The organism is Pedobacter gandavensis (assembly GCF_032677645.1).
In the GTDB taxonomy this organism is placed as follows: domain Bacteria; phylum Bacteroidota; class Bacteroidia; order Sphingobacteriales; family Sphingobacteriaceae; genus Pedobacter; species Pedobacter gandavensis_A.
Genome location: NZ_JAVTSB010000005.1, coordinates 116,930 through 132,169, shown reverse-complemented (window position 1 = coordinate 132,169; position 15,240 = coordinate 116,930). Strand labels below are relative to the sequence as shown.

General features: G+C 40.7%; 16 protein-coding genes and 1 pseudogene. 5 read left to right on the top strand and 12 right to left on the bottom strand.

Going from position 1 to position 15,240, the window contains the following annotated elements; translation table 11 throughout:
- Nucleotides 1–180: 180 nt before the first annotated feature.
- The 8 genes from R2Q66_RS10005 to R2Q66_RS09970 all read right to left on the bottom strand — a co-directional run bounded on the left by R2Q66_RS10005 (nt 181) and on the right by R2Q66_RS09970 (nt 5,594).
- Nucleotides 181–789: a hypothetical protein gene (locus R2Q66_RS10005; protein ID WP_316748413.1), complete on the bottom strand. Its 609-nt coding sequence runs from the start codon at nt 787–789 to the stop codon at nt 181–183.
- Nucleotides 770–1,570, bottom strand: coding sequence for a metallophosphoesterase (locus R2Q66_RS10000; protein WP_316748411.1), 801 nt, complete (start codon nt 1,568–1,570; stop codon nt 770–772). Before R2Q66_RS10000 ends, R2Q66_RS10005 begins: the two co-directional genes overlap by 20 nt.
- Nucleotides 1,571–1,696: 126 nt before the next feature.
- The gene (locus R2Q66_RS09995; protein WP_316748409.1) at nt 1,697–2,143 is read right to left on the bottom strand and encodes a hypothetical protein; all 447 of its coding nucleotides are present in this window, start codon (nt 2,141–2,143) and stop codon (nt 1,697–1,699) included.
- Nucleotides 2,144–2,255: 112 nt separating this feature from the next.
- Nucleotides 2,256–2,567, bottom strand: a complete 312-nt coding sequence (locus R2Q66_RS09990) for a hypothetical protein (RefSeq protein ID WP_265843941.1) — start codon at nt 2,565–2,567, stop codon at nt 2,256–2,258.
- Between the two features lie 188 nt (nt 2,568–2,755).
- The gene (locus R2Q66_RS09985) at nt 2,756–3,334 is read right to left on the bottom strand and encodes an NAD(P)H-dependent oxidoreductase (protein ID WP_316748404.1); all 579 of its coding nucleotides are present in this window, start codon (nt 3,332–3,334) and stop codon (nt 2,756–2,758) included.
- A gap of 68 nt (nt 3,335–3,402) precedes the next feature.
- On the bottom strand, nt 3,403–3,966 hold the full coding sequence (locus R2Q66_RS09980; RefSeq protein ID WP_316748402.1) for a Crp/Fnr family transcriptional regulator: 564 nt from the start codon (nt 3,964–3,966) through the stop codon (nt 3,403–3,405).
- Between the two features lie 191 nt (nt 3,967–4,157).
- Complete coding sequence (locus R2Q66_RS09975; RefSeq protein ID WP_316748401.1) at nt 4,158–4,472, bottom strand: hypothetical protein; 315 nt, start codon at nt 4,470–4,472, stop codon at nt 4,158–4,160.
- 540 nt (nt 4,473–5,012) lie between these two features.
- Entirely contained in the window at nt 5,013–5,594 is a 582-nt protein-coding gene (locus R2Q66_RS09970) for a hypothetical protein (protein WP_316748399.1), read from the bottom strand.
- 199 nt (nt 5,595–5,793) lie between these two features.
- Here R2Q66_RS09970 and R2Q66_RS09965 point away from each other — a divergent pair, with 199 nt between their 5' ends.
- From R2Q66_RS09965 to ribB, 3 genes and pseudogenes are all read left to right on the top strand, one after another.
- A complete protein-coding gene (locus tag R2Q66_RS09965) occupies nt 5,794–6,291 on the top strand; it encodes a hypothetical protein (protein WP_316748398.1) in 498 nt (165 codons plus the stop codon).
- A 12-nt stretch (nt 6,292–6,303) separates the two neighbouring features.
- Complete coding sequence (locus R2Q66_RS09960; protein WP_316748395.1) at nt 6,304–7,164, top strand: helix-turn-helix transcriptional regulator; 861 nt, start codon at nt 6,304–6,306, stop codon at nt 7,162–7,164.
- Nucleotides 7,165–7,261: 97 nt separating this feature from the next.
- Nucleotides 7,262–7,864 (top strand): annotated as a pseudogene (gene ribB / locus R2Q66_RS09955) (3,4-dihydroxy-2-butanone-4-phosphate synthase); the annotation flags it as partial.
- Nucleotides 7,865–7,878: 14 nt separating this feature from the next.
- On the opposite strand, the gene R2Q66_RS09950 reads toward ribB, so the two are convergent.
- Both R2Q66_RS09950 and R2Q66_RS09945 read right to left on the bottom strand, forming a co-directional pair.
- Nucleotides 7,879–9,150: a prephenate dehydrogenase gene (locus R2Q66_RS09950; protein ID WP_316748393.1), complete on the bottom strand. Its 1,272-nt coding sequence runs from the start codon at nt 9,148–9,150 to the stop codon at nt 7,879–7,881.
- Between the two features lie 79 nt (nt 9,151–9,229).
- Nucleotides 9,230–11,494, bottom strand: coding sequence for a family 20 glycosylhydrolase (locus tag R2Q66_RS09945; RefSeq protein WP_316748391.1), 2,265 nt, complete (start codon nt 11,492–11,494; stop codon nt 9,230–9,232).
- Between the two features lie 151 nt (nt 11,495–11,645).
- On the opposite strand from R2Q66_RS09945, the gene R2Q66_RS09940 reads away from it, so the two are divergent.
- Together R2Q66_RS09940 and R2Q66_RS09935 are read left to right on the top strand one after the other, a co-directional pair.
- Nucleotides 11,646–12,533, top strand: coding sequence for a DUF2314 domain-containing protein (locus tag R2Q66_RS09940; RefSeq protein ID WP_316748389.1), 888 nt, complete (start codon nt 11,646–11,648; stop codon nt 12,531–12,533).
- Between the two features lie 381 nt (nt 12,534–12,914).
- Complete coding sequence (locus tag R2Q66_RS09935; RefSeq protein ID WP_316748386.1) at nt 12,915–13,604, top strand: transporter substrate-binding domain-containing protein; 690 nt, start codon at nt 12,915–12,917, stop codon at nt 13,602–13,604.
- On the opposite strand, the gene R2Q66_RS09930 is transcribed toward R2Q66_RS09935, so the two are convergent.
- Entirely contained in the window at nt 13,601–14,419 is an 819-nt protein-coding gene (locus tag R2Q66_RS09930; protein WP_316748384.1) for an ion transporter, read from the bottom strand. The genes R2Q66_RS09935 and R2Q66_RS09930 overlap by 4 nt on opposite strands.
- 21 nt (nt 14,420–14,440) lie before the next feature.
- Complete coding sequence (locus tag R2Q66_RS09925; protein WP_316748382.1) at nt 14,441–15,145, bottom strand: FadR/GntR family transcriptional regulator; 705 nt, start codon at nt 15,143–15,145, stop codon at nt 14,441–14,443.
- Nucleotides 15,146–15,240: the final 95 nt, after the last annotated feature.

Here is a 15,240-nt window from a genome sequence, read left to right as displayed (position 1 = left end):
GTAGGGTAAATTTTTAATGTTGTTTTATTAAAGGTTAATTTAGGCTGTATGTTAGTACAGTACCTTAAAATATTAACCTAATAATAGTAATACAATAAAAGCCTCTAAAATGTTTAGCCAATTTTTAAAAAAGCTAAAAATAAAGAAAATTCATTACTGAAACATCCATAATGGATACTGTTAAAACTTAACACGCATCCCTATCCCCAGTTGAAATACATCGGTAAGGTTTAGAGAAGAAGTATTTTGGAAGTAATTAATAATATAATAATCATTGGTATTGAACTCCGAGTATAAGCTGATGGCTTTAACACCGGAATCTTTCCAGATCTTTTTCATGTCGAATTCAATCTCACTACCAATCGAAAGATTAGGCCTTAAGGCTTCAGACCAGTAATAGTAATTATCCGGATAAAGCTCTTTGTCGAAACCGAAAGAAAGCTCAGGGTGAAAAGTATAGCTCGCAAAGAATCCCGGATTAAAAGGATAGATTTTTCCCCAGTCTTTCAGCTTAATCTCATAAAACTTATAGGCAAATTTTGCGGTCACAATATGAAGTTCACCCCCTTTATTTGCCGGAACATAACCATAATTGAAATCCAGTATTCCCTTTTTATTTTTAAAAAGATCATAGCCGGCACCTACACTGAAATAACCGATGCTTCCGGCAAACTGGACAATGGCATTATCAGGAACTAGAAAATTCAATTTTTGGGCGGATACTGTTCCGGAAAACAGGAAAAGCACTGCTAATAATATATATACGCGTTTAAAATGATATCCGTTCAAAACTTATTTTATGATTAATGATTTCAACTAATAAAAACTCTTGATTGCCAATGGCACTGGTGATGATATAAGGGATTCCGGAATCGTCAGGAAAATAAAGGTCATAAACATGCGTATGGGCATGTAATGAAGCCAGGAAGCCCGGTGTTTCTGAAAAAGCACCCGTATAATCTTTAATTAATTTTGGGTCAAAGTCTGGTGAATTGGTGGGTACATGTGAAACGGCCACATAATTGCTAACCCCATCTTGTGGCTGTAGCTCCGTTTTTAACCAGGGGATATTAGGCACCTGACCATTGAAAGCGTATTCTCTGCTATTGGTATCATGACAGATAAATTTAGTTCCGCCATAAATGAAGGAATAGTTTAAGGCACCAAACATTCTTTCGAAAACTTCCCTGCCGCGATTGGTCAGGTCATGGTTACCAATAACACCCATATAAGGGACATTCAGTTTTTTTAAAGCTCTGCTGATCCATTCCATTTCCTTTAATACTCCAAATTCGGTGAAATCACCTGCAATAAGTACAAAATCAACCTCAGGCAATGAATTTACTTTCTCTACAAGAGTAATGGTCTCATCACGTGATCGTTGGGGGTCTCCGGTTAATACGAAACGAACGACATTGTCATTTTTGCCATCGCCAAGTCGGCTCAGATTGGTTGCATTAACATCTTTGGGGGAATTTCTATCGAAAATCTGGTTTGGGCTATATTCAAATTGATTACAACTCAGCAAACCAACGCTTAAAAGAAGCCCCGTTAGTATAAATTTGTTCATCGAAAATTCTGCTATTTCCACAAAACTAAGCTATAAACAAAGAGTTTAAACATCTAATATGGCGTTATGGCATTCCTATAACCGTTAAATGGCATTAGTTTAACATTTCTGTCAAACTCAGAAAAGCTATAAAATCGTAGAAATACCGGAAAGTAGGCTAACCGCCTGAGCCTCTTCTGCTGAGGCACGGAACTCAGTATCAGTTATAAATTTCCAGGTAATTTGCTGTTCTTCCTGAACTTTGAGAACGGCTATTGGCTGATTCATTAAGTGTTGTTCAAAAAATAATTGTTTACTGGATGCCCAGGCTTTTGGGTCGCCAAGATTGGCTGGCCAGGTGTATAATTTATGGGCTTCAATAGATTTTTCTTCCAGAATATGGGTAGATGTTTTGGAGAGCAGGGGACTGATGTCGAATTCCTGAATGGCAGCATGGAGGCCCGATTCGTTGTTCGTAATTCTTAAGGCGCTGCCAATAAATCCTACAACCAGGACATTCTGGCTTTCCTGTTGGTGTGGTTTTCCAAAAAACAAATACTTTCCTGTGGTCAATTGTGGTAATGCTGCCGCCATAATGATTTTGAGGTAAAGCTACAATTTATAGGATAGATTTACGCAATTACAGTAAAAGGGCCGGAATTTCTCCCAGCCCTTTTTAAACATACACTAATTTTTTTAATTCAGATTATTGAATTACTTTACCATCAGCTCCGATTTTGATAGCCGCAGTTTCTGCGTCTTTCTTAACCTCTACCAGGTAATATGTTGTTTTGTCGGCGTTAGTTACCAGGAATGCTGCTGTTGGCGTCCATGCTTTAACCGGCTCTGATTGTAATGTCGTAGTTACTGCTTCAGGTAAATCTTTCAATTCTACAGGAACTTTTGTAGTGCTATCTTGTTTAACGGTAATAGCTACTGTGTTTTTTACTTCTGATGCGTTTACTGCTGAAATTCCTGCGAAAGCTAAAAATGCTGCTGATAAAATGATCTTTTTCATATCTATTGTGTTTCTGTTAAATATTCTAGTTAATTCTGATTAGACTATGGTTCATAATGATGCCAGAAGGAAATGTTTTTGGCATCAGCTTGATTTACAGTTATTTGTGAAAATCAGATGTATTTTAGCTGTAGAGAAGCTCCACACTTTGTGGCTTAATGAAGCGGTTTGAAATGAATCTTAGCGGATTATTTCTGTTGCTGGCCCAGAAGATGGACTTTATTCAGCCATTGTTGTCGCTGTTTTAGGCTGGCTGTCTTCACAATTCCGATGGTACTTAGCTTTACAGGCTTTACTCCGCAAAATTCCAGCGTGCTTTTTTTCAATTGCCGGATGCTCGGGTTTCCATAAATGAAACGATAATACCAGGCAGGCTGATCCATGGTGGTAATGATTCTCGCCGTTTTACCTTTTAAGAGCTTATCCCATAAAATGGAATTTTCCCGGTATTGGTAAGTGAGTCCGGGAAGAAACAAACGGTCGATAAATCCTTTCATGATGGCGGGCATGCCTCCCCACCAAACGGGATGGATCCAGACGAGGTGATCTGCCGCTTTAATCTTTGCTAAACTGTCGAGGAGATCGGGCTCTAATTCCATTCTTTTGGTATAGCCATAAGTCAGATTGGGGTTAAACTGTAAGGCTGCAATATTGATCTGGCTGATTTGTGCGCCTGTTTTTATTGCGCCAGACAAGTAAGCTGCTGCAAGTGCATGGTTGAAACTATCGGGGTTGGGATGTCCGTTTATAATCAGTATTCTGGTCATTTTCTACTTGTGTAAGATGGTATGCCACAAAAGTAGGAGCAGCAGGGATGCTGTTTCAGGACAAATGTCTAAAAAGAAAGCTCATTTCTTAATCTACTGAGGTGCCTGGGCGTAATTCCTAAATAGGAAGCCAGGTATTGCAGCGGAATTTGCTGTACATAAACCGGTTGGTTTTCCAGCAGGTCCAGGTATCGCTTTTTTGCTTTTTCTTGTTGAAATTGAAATACGCGTTTTTCCAGCTCCAGATATTGCTGCTCAGCAATGATTTTTAAAAACTTGCTCCAGTTGGGATTGGTATTGGATAAATGGTCTATATCAGTTTTTTGAATCACCAGTAATTCAACAGGAACTAAGGCCTGTATATTTTCTATGGTTGGATTGCCGGTAATAAAAGAGGAGTAAGCTGTTGTCAATACGCCAGGAAAATTAATACAATAGGTCGTTTCTACTCCCGTTTCAGCGCGAAAAAATGTTCTCAGGATGCCCCTGTTTAGAAAAGCGACTTCTTTGCAGGTTTTTCCTTCGGCTATAAAGAAATCTCCTTTTTGTAGCTTTTTAGGTTTCATCATCCCAACGACTTCATCGATTTCTGCAGGGCTGAATAGTTGGAATGAAATTAAAAAATCATGCATATTTTAGCTTTTTTTCTTGCTGGATCTTCAAATATATCATAAAAGGGGATAGCCTGAGGAAATAAGGGAAGTTCCACAGCGGGTTGAAAATATAAAGACAAGAAAAAACCGGATTGCTCCGGCTCTTTCTTGTAAAAATATTGCTTCAATTATTATTCAAACAGATGGTATGATGAAGTACCATCCGGTTATTATTGTTTTACTGGTTTACCATCTGCACCTAATTTCACGGCAGCAGTTTCATCACCTTTTTTGATATCGATGTGATAATAAGTAGTTTTGTCTGCATTCGTTACTAAAAATACTGCAGTTGGTGTCCACTGTTTTACAGGTTCTGTCTGTAGGGTTGCTTTAACCGGCTCTGGCAGGTCAGCCAATTCTACAGGAACTTTAGTGGTACTGTCTTGCTTAACTGTAATAGCTAAAGGTGATTTTACTTCTGTTGCGTTTGCTGCTGTTAATCCTGCGAAAGCTAAAAATGCTGCTGATAAAATGATCTTTTTCATATCTCTTGTGTTTCAGTTAATATTCTAATTAATTACGTTTAGGGTATGTTTAATAATGATGCCGTAAACGAGTGTTTTTGGCATTGCTCTGAAAAACAGGGTTTTAGTGTTTTCGTGCTGTAATTATAGTGTTGCGTTATTCCACAGTTTGTGGGGGATATAATCAGATCCTTCAGCAGAAAGCGGTTAAAGCAGTCTATATTTTGTCATAAGCCATCAATAATCATAAAAAGTAGCCGATCCTAAGAACTCCTGAGGATGTGACTTATGTTATGGGTAAATCTATGCTAACATGATACAGGGATATTGCAGCGTTTACAGGCAGTTTTGCCCAGCAAGGCCCTAGAAGATCTGCAGAAAAACTCCTGGTGAACTCACAATAGTAACGCTTCATCCCAAGGTAGGTTACCGCGTTGCAGTTATTTGGGTGCTATTCCCGAGGTAATAAAGTAGCAGGGTAGCAGGTACAAAAAAAGGTTGACCATCTTGTTATCGATGATACAACCTTTTATGGTATTAAATAATTAAGAAAAGTAGTGTTTAATTCATATCTCTCTCCACTTTTTTAGCTGTGCTTTTACCAGGAAGGTAAATTTGGAAACCAACACCAACACTCAGGGTGTGGCTATAGGCACTACTTCCAAAACCCACGATTCCATTGTATTTTAATAAAGCTTCTAAACCGATAGAGCGGGTAACGAAGTAGGTATAACCAGGGCCGAAACTAAATCCAAGACCATTGGTAGAACCACCTGAACCTGCCGGATTAATTCCGTTGATCCCTAAAGTAGCCTCTCCAAAAAATCTGGAGTTTTTAAGCACCTCATTAGCGCCAGAATTACTGTAAAACCTTCCTAAAGCACCAATGCCATAAGAAAGACTGGTTCCTGCACCTTTTGCTGTGGCCAGGCCAAAATTAACATCACCACCCAGTGCCAAACCATCCTGTATAAACCAGGCGGCTTTTGGATTGATGTTTAAACTGAAGATGTTTGGCTTATCGAGCCCAAACTGAATGTCGGAAATGTTGGCACCCATCATCACATTCCCTTTCTGTATCTGCGCAGAGGCTCCATAAAGCAGGCCGATACTTAGACTAATTGTTAAGCATAATTTTTTCATGATATAGGATTTAAATGTAATTAGGTAACAAAATATACAGGGTTTGGTTTTTAAAAACTATTAGCACTTAGTGGGTTAGGGTAGTCTGATTGGCGTAATCAGCTAAAAGAACCCTGCTCATTTATAGCTTTAGGCCCCCTTTAGCGAGCTTCGTAAAATATCTTACTACCTTTGGTGCTAACAGATCAATTATATTTTAATGAAATTATCATTCGGAACGGTCATTCAGGATCAACCAAATTACTTTATTGAAAAGATCTGGAAGGGATTAACGAACCTTTCAGATCATTTGGAAAAGGACTATTACCAGTATTTACAGCGTCATTTGGAGAAATTTAACCGGAGTTGGGATGGCGATCAGTATACTGAATTTCTGGAACCTAAAATACATACCATCCGTAAAGATGCGGGCAACTTATGGCATTCCGGGATGGAAATTTCCATGGTGATTGATATTGATACCCCGGAAGAATTTCAGTTTGCACCTGTTTTAGCTTGTCAGCATATCCAAACCATTGCGATCAGTAAAACAGAAAATAAGCCGGTTCAGCTGAGCATTGATGGTCGCTTTTTACCAGCAGCAGAACTTCATCAATTTGCAGTAAATGATGGTTTTCAGGATGCTGAAGCTTTGTACGCTTACTTTAAGGACGATTTTAAAGGGAAATTGATTCATTGGACTGCCTTTAAATATTAACATACTATAGCTATGATTGTGAGCTATCAGCTGGACGATTTCCGTTCTTCCTGCGCGATTCCAGGACAGTTTATTCTTGATAGATTTGAGCATATTGGCCGGCCATTAAATATGGTATGGCCCCATAAACATCATTTCTATGAGATTTTATGGTTAGAAAAAGGACCCTCCAGACATAGTATAGACCAGCATTCTTTTGAATTGTCGCTGGATGCTATGTTTTTTATTGCCCCCGGACAAATCCATGAATTACAGAAAGCGGAAGATTTAAGTGGATATAGCATCATGTTTACCGCGGAGTTCCTGGCGCTCGGAGATAGCCCTCCGGATATGCCGGCTCAATTGTCCTTCATGGAGAATACTTATGAGAACCCTGCGGTAACCTTGCCTGTAAAAGAACGGGAGGCACTTATGGCCTCTTTAAATGTACTGCATGCAGAAGTCGGCAGAACGGATCGCTCGGTAGATATCATCAGGCATTTGCTGCTGGCATTTCTCTTTCAGGTGAAAAGAATGGTGGTAGAAGCCCCGGTTTCCCGAAAAGACAATCTCCGGGTGATGACCGTTAAGAAGTTTAAAAAGCTGCTGGAAATCCACTATAAACAAGAAACGAGGCTTTCTTTTTTTGCAGAAACCCTGTTCATCACGCCTGCACAGCTCAATGAAGTACTGAAAGCGGTTACCGGAAAAACAGCGGGAGAGACCATTAGGGAAAGGCTGTTGCTGGAAGCGAAAAGAATGCTGATTCATGGTCATTTAACGGTAGGACAAATCGCTGCCGAGCTTGGGTTTGCCGATTTCTCCTATTTCTCCAGACAGTTTAAAAAGCAGGAGGGGCTAAGTCCGGCGGACTTCCGTAAAATGAATACTTAATTTTCGCATAAAGTACCAATAATGCCCTGCTTTATCCTAAAATCAAAAACCGATTCCAGATAACTTTGCTGCCTGGCAATATAAGGAATAAGAGAGCATGCAAATTAAACTAAACACCATCCCTGAGGCAATTGAAGCTTTAAAAAATGGTAAAGTCATTATTGTGGTAGACGATGAAAGCAGGGAAAATGAAGGTGATTTTATTACCACCGCCGAGGCTGCAAGTCCGGAGGTCATTAACTTTATGATCACTCATGGCAGAGGACTGGTTTGTGCACCGCTAACTGCCGCGCGTTGCGAAGAACTTCAACTCCATCAAATGGTACAGCAGAATACTGCGGCTTATGAAACGAGTTTCACCGTTTCTGTAGATTTACTGGGTAGCGGCTGTAGCACCGGGATTTCTGCTTCCGACCGTTCCAAAACGATCCGTTCTTTAATTCATCCGGAAACTAAGGGTGTTGACCTTGGGAAACCCGGGCATATCTTTCCATTACGTGCACATGAAGGAGGGGTATTGGTCAGACCAGGTCATACCGAAGCTACTGTAGACCTGGCGCGTTTGGCAGGAATGGCACCTGCCGGGGTATTGGTAGAAATTCTGAATGAGGATGGTGAAATGGCCCGTTTACCCGATTTAATTAAGATTGCAGCAAAACACCAGTTGAAAATCATTTCTATTGAAGACCTGATCATTTACTTGTGCAAAATAAATTAAGGCAGGTAGGTCTGGTCTGATAACCTTTTGATCATTGCCGAACTCTGTTCGCGGCCATGTTCCAACCGGTCTTTAAAGAATAGTTTAGTCTGATCGAAATGTTGTTTGTAGCCCTCCATATCCCCATAACCAATAATGGAAGTCCATTCCCTTACAGCAGAATGAAACTCCAGATCATCAGCACGGATACTTTTATCGAACAAAGCCGCTGTGATGGATTCTTCCAGGAGCTCTTCGTTGCGAAACAGGTATTCTACAATCCCTAAACGCAAGCGGAAGGGAGGCGTCTGACAAATCAGGTTGTCGTAAGGATTGGTTTGTAAATGGTACCAGGAATCCGCCATGCTCAATAAACTCAGGTGAGAATTTGCTTTTCTAACACCCGGGCTGGCCGACAGTGAAAATTCCTGCATAATCTGATCGTCTAGTAGTAAAGGCTTCCTGCTTTCATGGAAAACAAAATCCCTTACTTTGTAAAGTCGGGCTCTAAACGCCTGCTCTTCTTCCATGATCATCATTTTGAAGAGCTCAGATTCCGATTGTGCGTAACGTTTCACCTGTTGACGGGCAAAAGGATTTAATATGGCCAGACCAGCGTAAATATGTGCTTTGTAACTAAAAATCCTCAAAGTGGTCAGGATTTTAACATTGTCGATCCCACCCAGGTAAGAAGCGTTTTCCCAGGGGAAGAAACCGGCAGATGCCCAGGCCGTGCCCATACTTTCAAAGCCTACATGTGTGGCAGCCTGTGTGTCGGCAACAATGCGGTCGTGGTCTTTATAATCTTTCATTTCGACCATTTCAGAGCCTAAGCAGGAGAGTAAATCAGTCATGCGCTGATAAGCTTCGGTATTGGTTCTATGCGGGATCACGATCATTTTTTGCCCTGCAGGATCAAAGCCCGGACCATGAAGCGAGTGACAGGTGATGATGTGGACATCCTTTGGCAGGTGTTTTTCAAAAGCCATAATTTCAGGGTGCTTCACAGAGGTTTGTCCGCCTACAATGGCGCCATATTTGGTAGAACTGCCGTAACGTTCCAGCACTTCTTCAATGCGTTCAGATTCTACGGCATAAAAAATCACATCGCAAATTCGCGAAACTTCCTTCCCATCGTCAAGGATGGAAATGCCCAAAGGGCTTAATTCTTCTTCCAGTTGTGCCCGTCTTGCCGGGAGATCTGAGCCATAAACGGTGTATCCAGCCTTGGCAAAGCCTTTGGCATACATTTTCCCCATATCGCCCAGACCGATAATTCCTACATTCATGTCTTTATTCTTATTGCAAATTAGCAAAATAACAATGGTCTGAAAAATGACCGGCATCACCTAAAAAGATGCGATAGCCTTAGTAAACGACGACCTCATCTGTAAACATAAACCCTTTTTTATCATTTTTAGCCGTAATCCTCAGGTATCTGGCGGTATTTCCTTTAAGGTCAAAAACGAAGGTTTTAAACCTTAAAGATGCGTCGGTATCCGGTACATCGTTGTCTACCTGCGGCAGCATTTTGAAATTAATTCCATCAGTAGAAAGTGCCACTTTAACATAAGCCGGCATATAAACTCCCGGACCGGTTAACTGCATATACCTCATTTTTAGTTGTTGCAATGCCTCTGGGTTTTCCAGATCAATCGTGATATCAAGGTCGCCAAGGATTCCTTGCCATTGTCCGTCGCCATAAGTTAGGTCGCCGGTTTGTCCGTTTACCAGGGTTAATTCCTTTTGTGCCGGGTAATTGCTGCTGTACTTTTTATGATAGGTAACTTTTTTACCGATTGCTTTATGCAGGTCTATTTCCAGCTCCTGGATTTTTCCTGCAGGTACCTGATCTTTGAAAATTACGGCTTTCACTGTTCCGCTTTGCGTTAAGGAAATTCCAGCTTTATATAAAGAGGAGTTAATTGTTGGCGTACTTCCATCCAGGGTATACCTGATTTCTGGCTCAAATTGCTCCGAATTGATGGTGACCTGTGCCACTTTGCTGGCCATGTCAAAATTAGAAAGTATGCTCAGGTTGTTGGATGGCGGATAATAATTTACATTAAATTGCTGCAATAAGCGGTAATGCTTTTGTAGGCGGGATTGGAAATCGTTCCAGTTTTTTAGGGTTTGGGGAGTCCAGGCAACTTCTGAAAGGGCAATTGCTCTCGGGAAAGCCATATAATCTACCTGATTGGAGGTAGGCATATATTCCGCAAAGAGATTGGCCTGAACGCCTAAGACGTGTTTTTTCTTTGCAGGATCAATTTCCGCAGGAACGGGCTGGTAGCTGTATACTTTTTTTAAGGGAAGGTAACCGCCAATGGCTTCCGGCTGTCCGATTGGATTCGTTTGATAAGAATCCAGGTAAAGATGAGAACCGGGTGTCATGATTACATCATGCCCTGCATTAGCCGCTTCGATACCTCCATTTTCGCCCCGCCAGCTCATGACAGTTGCATCTGGCGCCAGTCCACCTTCTAAAATCTCATCCCAGCCAATCAATTTCCGGCCTTTACTGGTTAAGTAAGCTTCCATTCTTTTGATCGCATAACTTTGTAAACCATGCTCATCCTTCAGGTCATGGTCTTTAATTACCTGCTGACATTTCGGGCATTGTTTCCAGGCGGTTTTATCGGCTTCATCGCCACCGATATGAATATATTTGGAAGGGAAAATGGCTAATACTTCGTCCAGCACGTTTTGAAGAAAGGTAAAGGTGTCTTCATTGCCGATGCAGAATTCCGAATTTTTATAAGGCAGGCCATAACAGGATAAGTTAGGGTAGGCCGCCAGGACTTCTTCACTATGTGCAGGCATTTCAATTTCAGGGATCACAGTTATGCCTCTTTTGGCGGCATAGCTGATGAGTTCTTTGGCCTGTTCAGCGGTATAAAACCCACCGAAAGCAGCAGGGCTTCCCATTTCCGCATATTTACGGCCATTGTTCCACCAGTTTTTCCAGTTGGCATCAGTTCTCCATGCTGCAAATTGAGTCAGTTCCGGGTATTTTTTAATTTCTAAGCGCCATCCTGCACCATCAGTCAGGTGCCAGTGGAAGGTATTCAGCTTATATAAAGATAATAGATCAATGTATTTTTTAAGGAAAGTAAGGGGTAAAAAGTGGCGGGATACATCCAGCATCAAACCACGGTAAGCAAAAGCCGGTTGATCTTCGATCCATACTGCCGGTAGTGATTTGGTATCTTTTCTGGTATAAGCGATTTGACGTAATGTAGAAATGCCATGCAATATTGCCTGCGGCTGATGTGCTGTAATCACAATTCTGTCTGTTGTGATTTCCAGGCGGTAGGCATTTTGTGCAAGGGTATCTTCTTTGGCAGCCATGACCAGCATCAGGCCCTTTTTAGGTAGATTTTTCGCGTTTTTAAGTGTTTTTACCTGATCAAATTTCAGGTAAGGATGTTCCTTAAGTAATGCTGCCGCATCCTTAAAACCGGCACTGGCTAAAACTTCTGTATTCCTTGTATATATATAATATCCGGTTTTAGCGATTTGTATTCTTGGTTTTGGGATAATAAATAAAGAATCCTGGGCAATGGTAATTTGTGGTGTTAAGTATGCTGTTGCAGCAAAAGATAGGGCTGCGACCCATTTAGCGGTATTCATGATTGTTGGTTTCAGATTGTGTATTCAAATTTACACATTATATGGAGAAAAGAAACTATGATTAAATTTTGTTTCCTGATGGATGTGAACAAATAGTTTTATTAATTATAAAATTAATTATTATATTTAGATAACCAATAATTACACGCTCATGAGTTTCTTGTCAAGAATATTTAATAAAATTAGTCCGGAGCAGGGAAAAATCGAAGCCCGAAGAAAGCCAGTGTACAGTAATGAGGAACGCATGGATTGGGCGATAGAAAAAGCCCGGTTAACTTTGTGGTATTTTGAAGAACAAATGAAAAGCCCCGGGGCGGAGGACAAATTCTTTTCTATCAAGGTAAGAATCAAAGAAGGGGAGCTGTCGGAATTCGTTTGGTTATCGACACCGGATTTTGATGAGGAAGGAAATCTTTATGGGGCGGTATGTGATGATCCGGTTTTGGTGACGAACATCAAATTTGGTCAGCTCATCGGCGTTGGCAGATCTGAGATTTTCGATTGGTTGATCGTAGAAAACGATGTGCTCAACGGTGGCTATACGCTGAGATCGGTTCGAGATGGACTTAGTCCGGAAGGAAGGCAAGAATTTGATGAAGCCTTAGGGATTGTGATTGATGCTGGTGAGGATCATTTTGTTGCTGATTTTAACACACCCGAAGGAGCTATAACCAGTTTAGAGCATGCTTATCAGGAAAAGAATATTGAAAAAGTGCTGAACTGTATGGATTTTCAGCTAAAAGCCGAAGGGATATTGATGGATTGCAATCCGGGAGTAATTGATGAATCTGCCATTCAGGAAATGGCTGAAACTCTGGAACAAGCCTATATTGAACTGATGAGACTGGATGGTATGCCTGATTTTACCGGGGTTAAATGTGCCTTTTCAAGGACTCAGCAAGTGGATGAAAACATTTGGATGCTCACAGAATGTATCACTTTTCCTGACGGGAATACCTCGGAGCAACTCATTATCACGGTTAAAACGAGTAATGGCTGGAAGGTAGCCGGGTTGGTGGGAGATGACACCGCTTCCTGAGTATAAGAAATCCGCAGGAAGCGATGTAATAAAAAAATATAATTAGTGTGAATCGCTGGTGTCTACCGGTGGCTTAATGAACGATAAGTAGTAGGCAGAAGCCATTATAATCACACAAAGAGAAAGTAAGGAAACTAACATAGGTATTGATATTTAAAGTTGATAAATAATTATGGTATGAAGGTAATGATTCTTTTTTAGACCGTCCAGATATCGTTACTGTTTTTTTACATTCGAAATAACACACTCTTTCCCATTGTTTTATCTTGATTTTATGGTCTGAATTGAAGGAAAGGCGATCTTCTTTCTGAAGGAAATAGGGGTAAATTGCTTTTACAATCGTAAATTAGCCGCGCCCGGACCCTTAATCCCTAATTGAATATGGCCTTAAAGAGAGTATTAAAAGTTGGCTTAGACTCTGCCGCCCCCTTCCCAATGCACTCAGACTATAATTCTGAACGTTTTGAAGGTTTTGAAGTAGATTTATTGACAGAAATTGCGAAGCATCTTGACTTTGAAATACAATATGAAGTTTCTTTATGGCAGAAAATCCTTGGGAAATTGTTTAAAGGGGAGCTGGACCTGATCTGTTCAGCGGTAACCATGACTTCCACACGTAAACATATCCTGGAATTTACTGAACCCTATCTGCACTTCCGACTTTGTGCGGTGGTAGCCAGCGGCGATACGCTGATTAATGAGGTGAAAGATTTAAAGGAAAAAAGGGTAGGTGTGCGGATTGCAGCAGAAGCAGAACGTCATGTGCATACCAAATTTCCGGAGGCCAATATGGTTCATGCGGATACCAACAAAGAATTGTACCACCAACTGGAGTTGGGCGAGATCGATGTTTTGATTGATGACTCTCCGATTGCCAATGGCTTTTTGCAGAAAAATGATAAGCTAAAGATTGGTATGTTTTTACCAGGTACCGATTCTCAGTATGCAATTGCGATGAAAAAAGGAGATCTGGAATTGAAAAATCAGTTTAATGAAGCATTGAAACTCATCAGAGAAAACGGAACTTATGATATCCTTTATAATAAGTGGTTTTTCGGAATGGATTTCTAAAGTTTAGTTGCGCAATATTTACAGAATTTAGCATCGTCATCGTGGCCTTCGCGGCCACAACCCGGACAAACTTCATGTTTGAAACCTTTCTTTCTGGCTGCAACGGCCATTTCGGTGGTAATGATGCCGGTGGGAACGGCAATAATCGCATAACCAATCAGCATAATTAAGGAGGCTATAAATTTGCCTAATGGGGTAACCGGTGAGATGTCGCCATAACCTACGGTAGTAATGGTTACGATGGCCCAATAAATGCTTTCCGGAATATTTGAAAAGCCATTTTCACGGTTTTCTACGAGGTACATAATCGAACCTAAAACAACCACCAACGCAAGAACGGTGAGCATGAAGATGCTGATTTTACGCATGCTTCCTCTTAAAGCCACCGTCAGGAACTTCATTTCTGAAAGGTAATGACCCAGTTTAAAAATCCGGAATACCCGGAGTAACCTCAATGCACGAAGCGCAAGCAGGGATTGTGCCCCAATAAAAATCACACTCAGGTAAGAAGGAATCAGAGCCAGTAAGTCCACGATGCCCAGCGGACTTTTTACATATTCAATGGGGCGTTTGATAATGATCAGCCGGAGGATGTATTCTATGGTAAACAGGCCGGTGAAAGTCCATTCCATAATCGCGAAGAGCTGACCATATTTTTGATGGTAACTCTGCACGCTATCGAGCATTACAATAAGTATGCTGGCAAAAATGGCGATAAGTAAAGCTACATCAAATGCTTTGCCGGCATAAGTGTTCGACTCATAGATGATTTCATGGAGCTTCGCCCGCCAATCCTGTTTTTTTTCTTGCTCCATGATCAAAACCCTTTCGGGAATTTAGCTGAAAATTCTTAAAAAGTGATTCTCCAGGTGATTCCTCATCGCATTCCTGAACAATTCCGGAGAACCGTTCTCCAGGATATCCACTAAGCCTTTATGAGACACAAACTTTTTAATCGTCGCTTGTTTTTTTAACAACCCACTATTGTGAACGTAATCAAATACCGGAAGCAATAACTTCTGGAACTTCTTTAAAGTTTGATTTCCTGTGATTTCATAAAGTTTCCCATGAAAAGCAATCTCATGATCAATATGGAAAACATAGTTTTCAGAGGTGTCAGGTTCATTTTTAACGATTTCTTTTAATTCCTTAATATGCTCTGCTGTGATATTCTGAAATAGAAAATCGGCCATACCGATTTCTAAGACAAGACGCATTTCAAAGATTTCTTTTAAAGTTTCCTGATCCAGTAAATGGGGATCAAGAGATTTTCCAATGATGCTAAAAATATCAGGGCTGGTGATGACAGAGCCTTTTTTCTTTTTCGTCTCTATCAGACCTCTCATTCTTAACCTTAGCAGTGCTTCACGTGTTACGGTACGGCTTACGCCAAGGTTCTTTGATAAATCTATTTCTGTAGGAATGACATCTCCGATTTTCAACTTCCTGTCTACCAGTAGTTGTACAAGATTGGCCTCCACTTTATCGACCAAACTACTGGTATCCATCTGGACAAATGTATTCGCTGCGCTGCTTTCCATATTATGTATAATAATAACTAATTGAGAGTATACGTCTAAATTAACACTAATAAAGCGATTTATCAAAAACAGCTAAAAAAAAATACAAATAATTC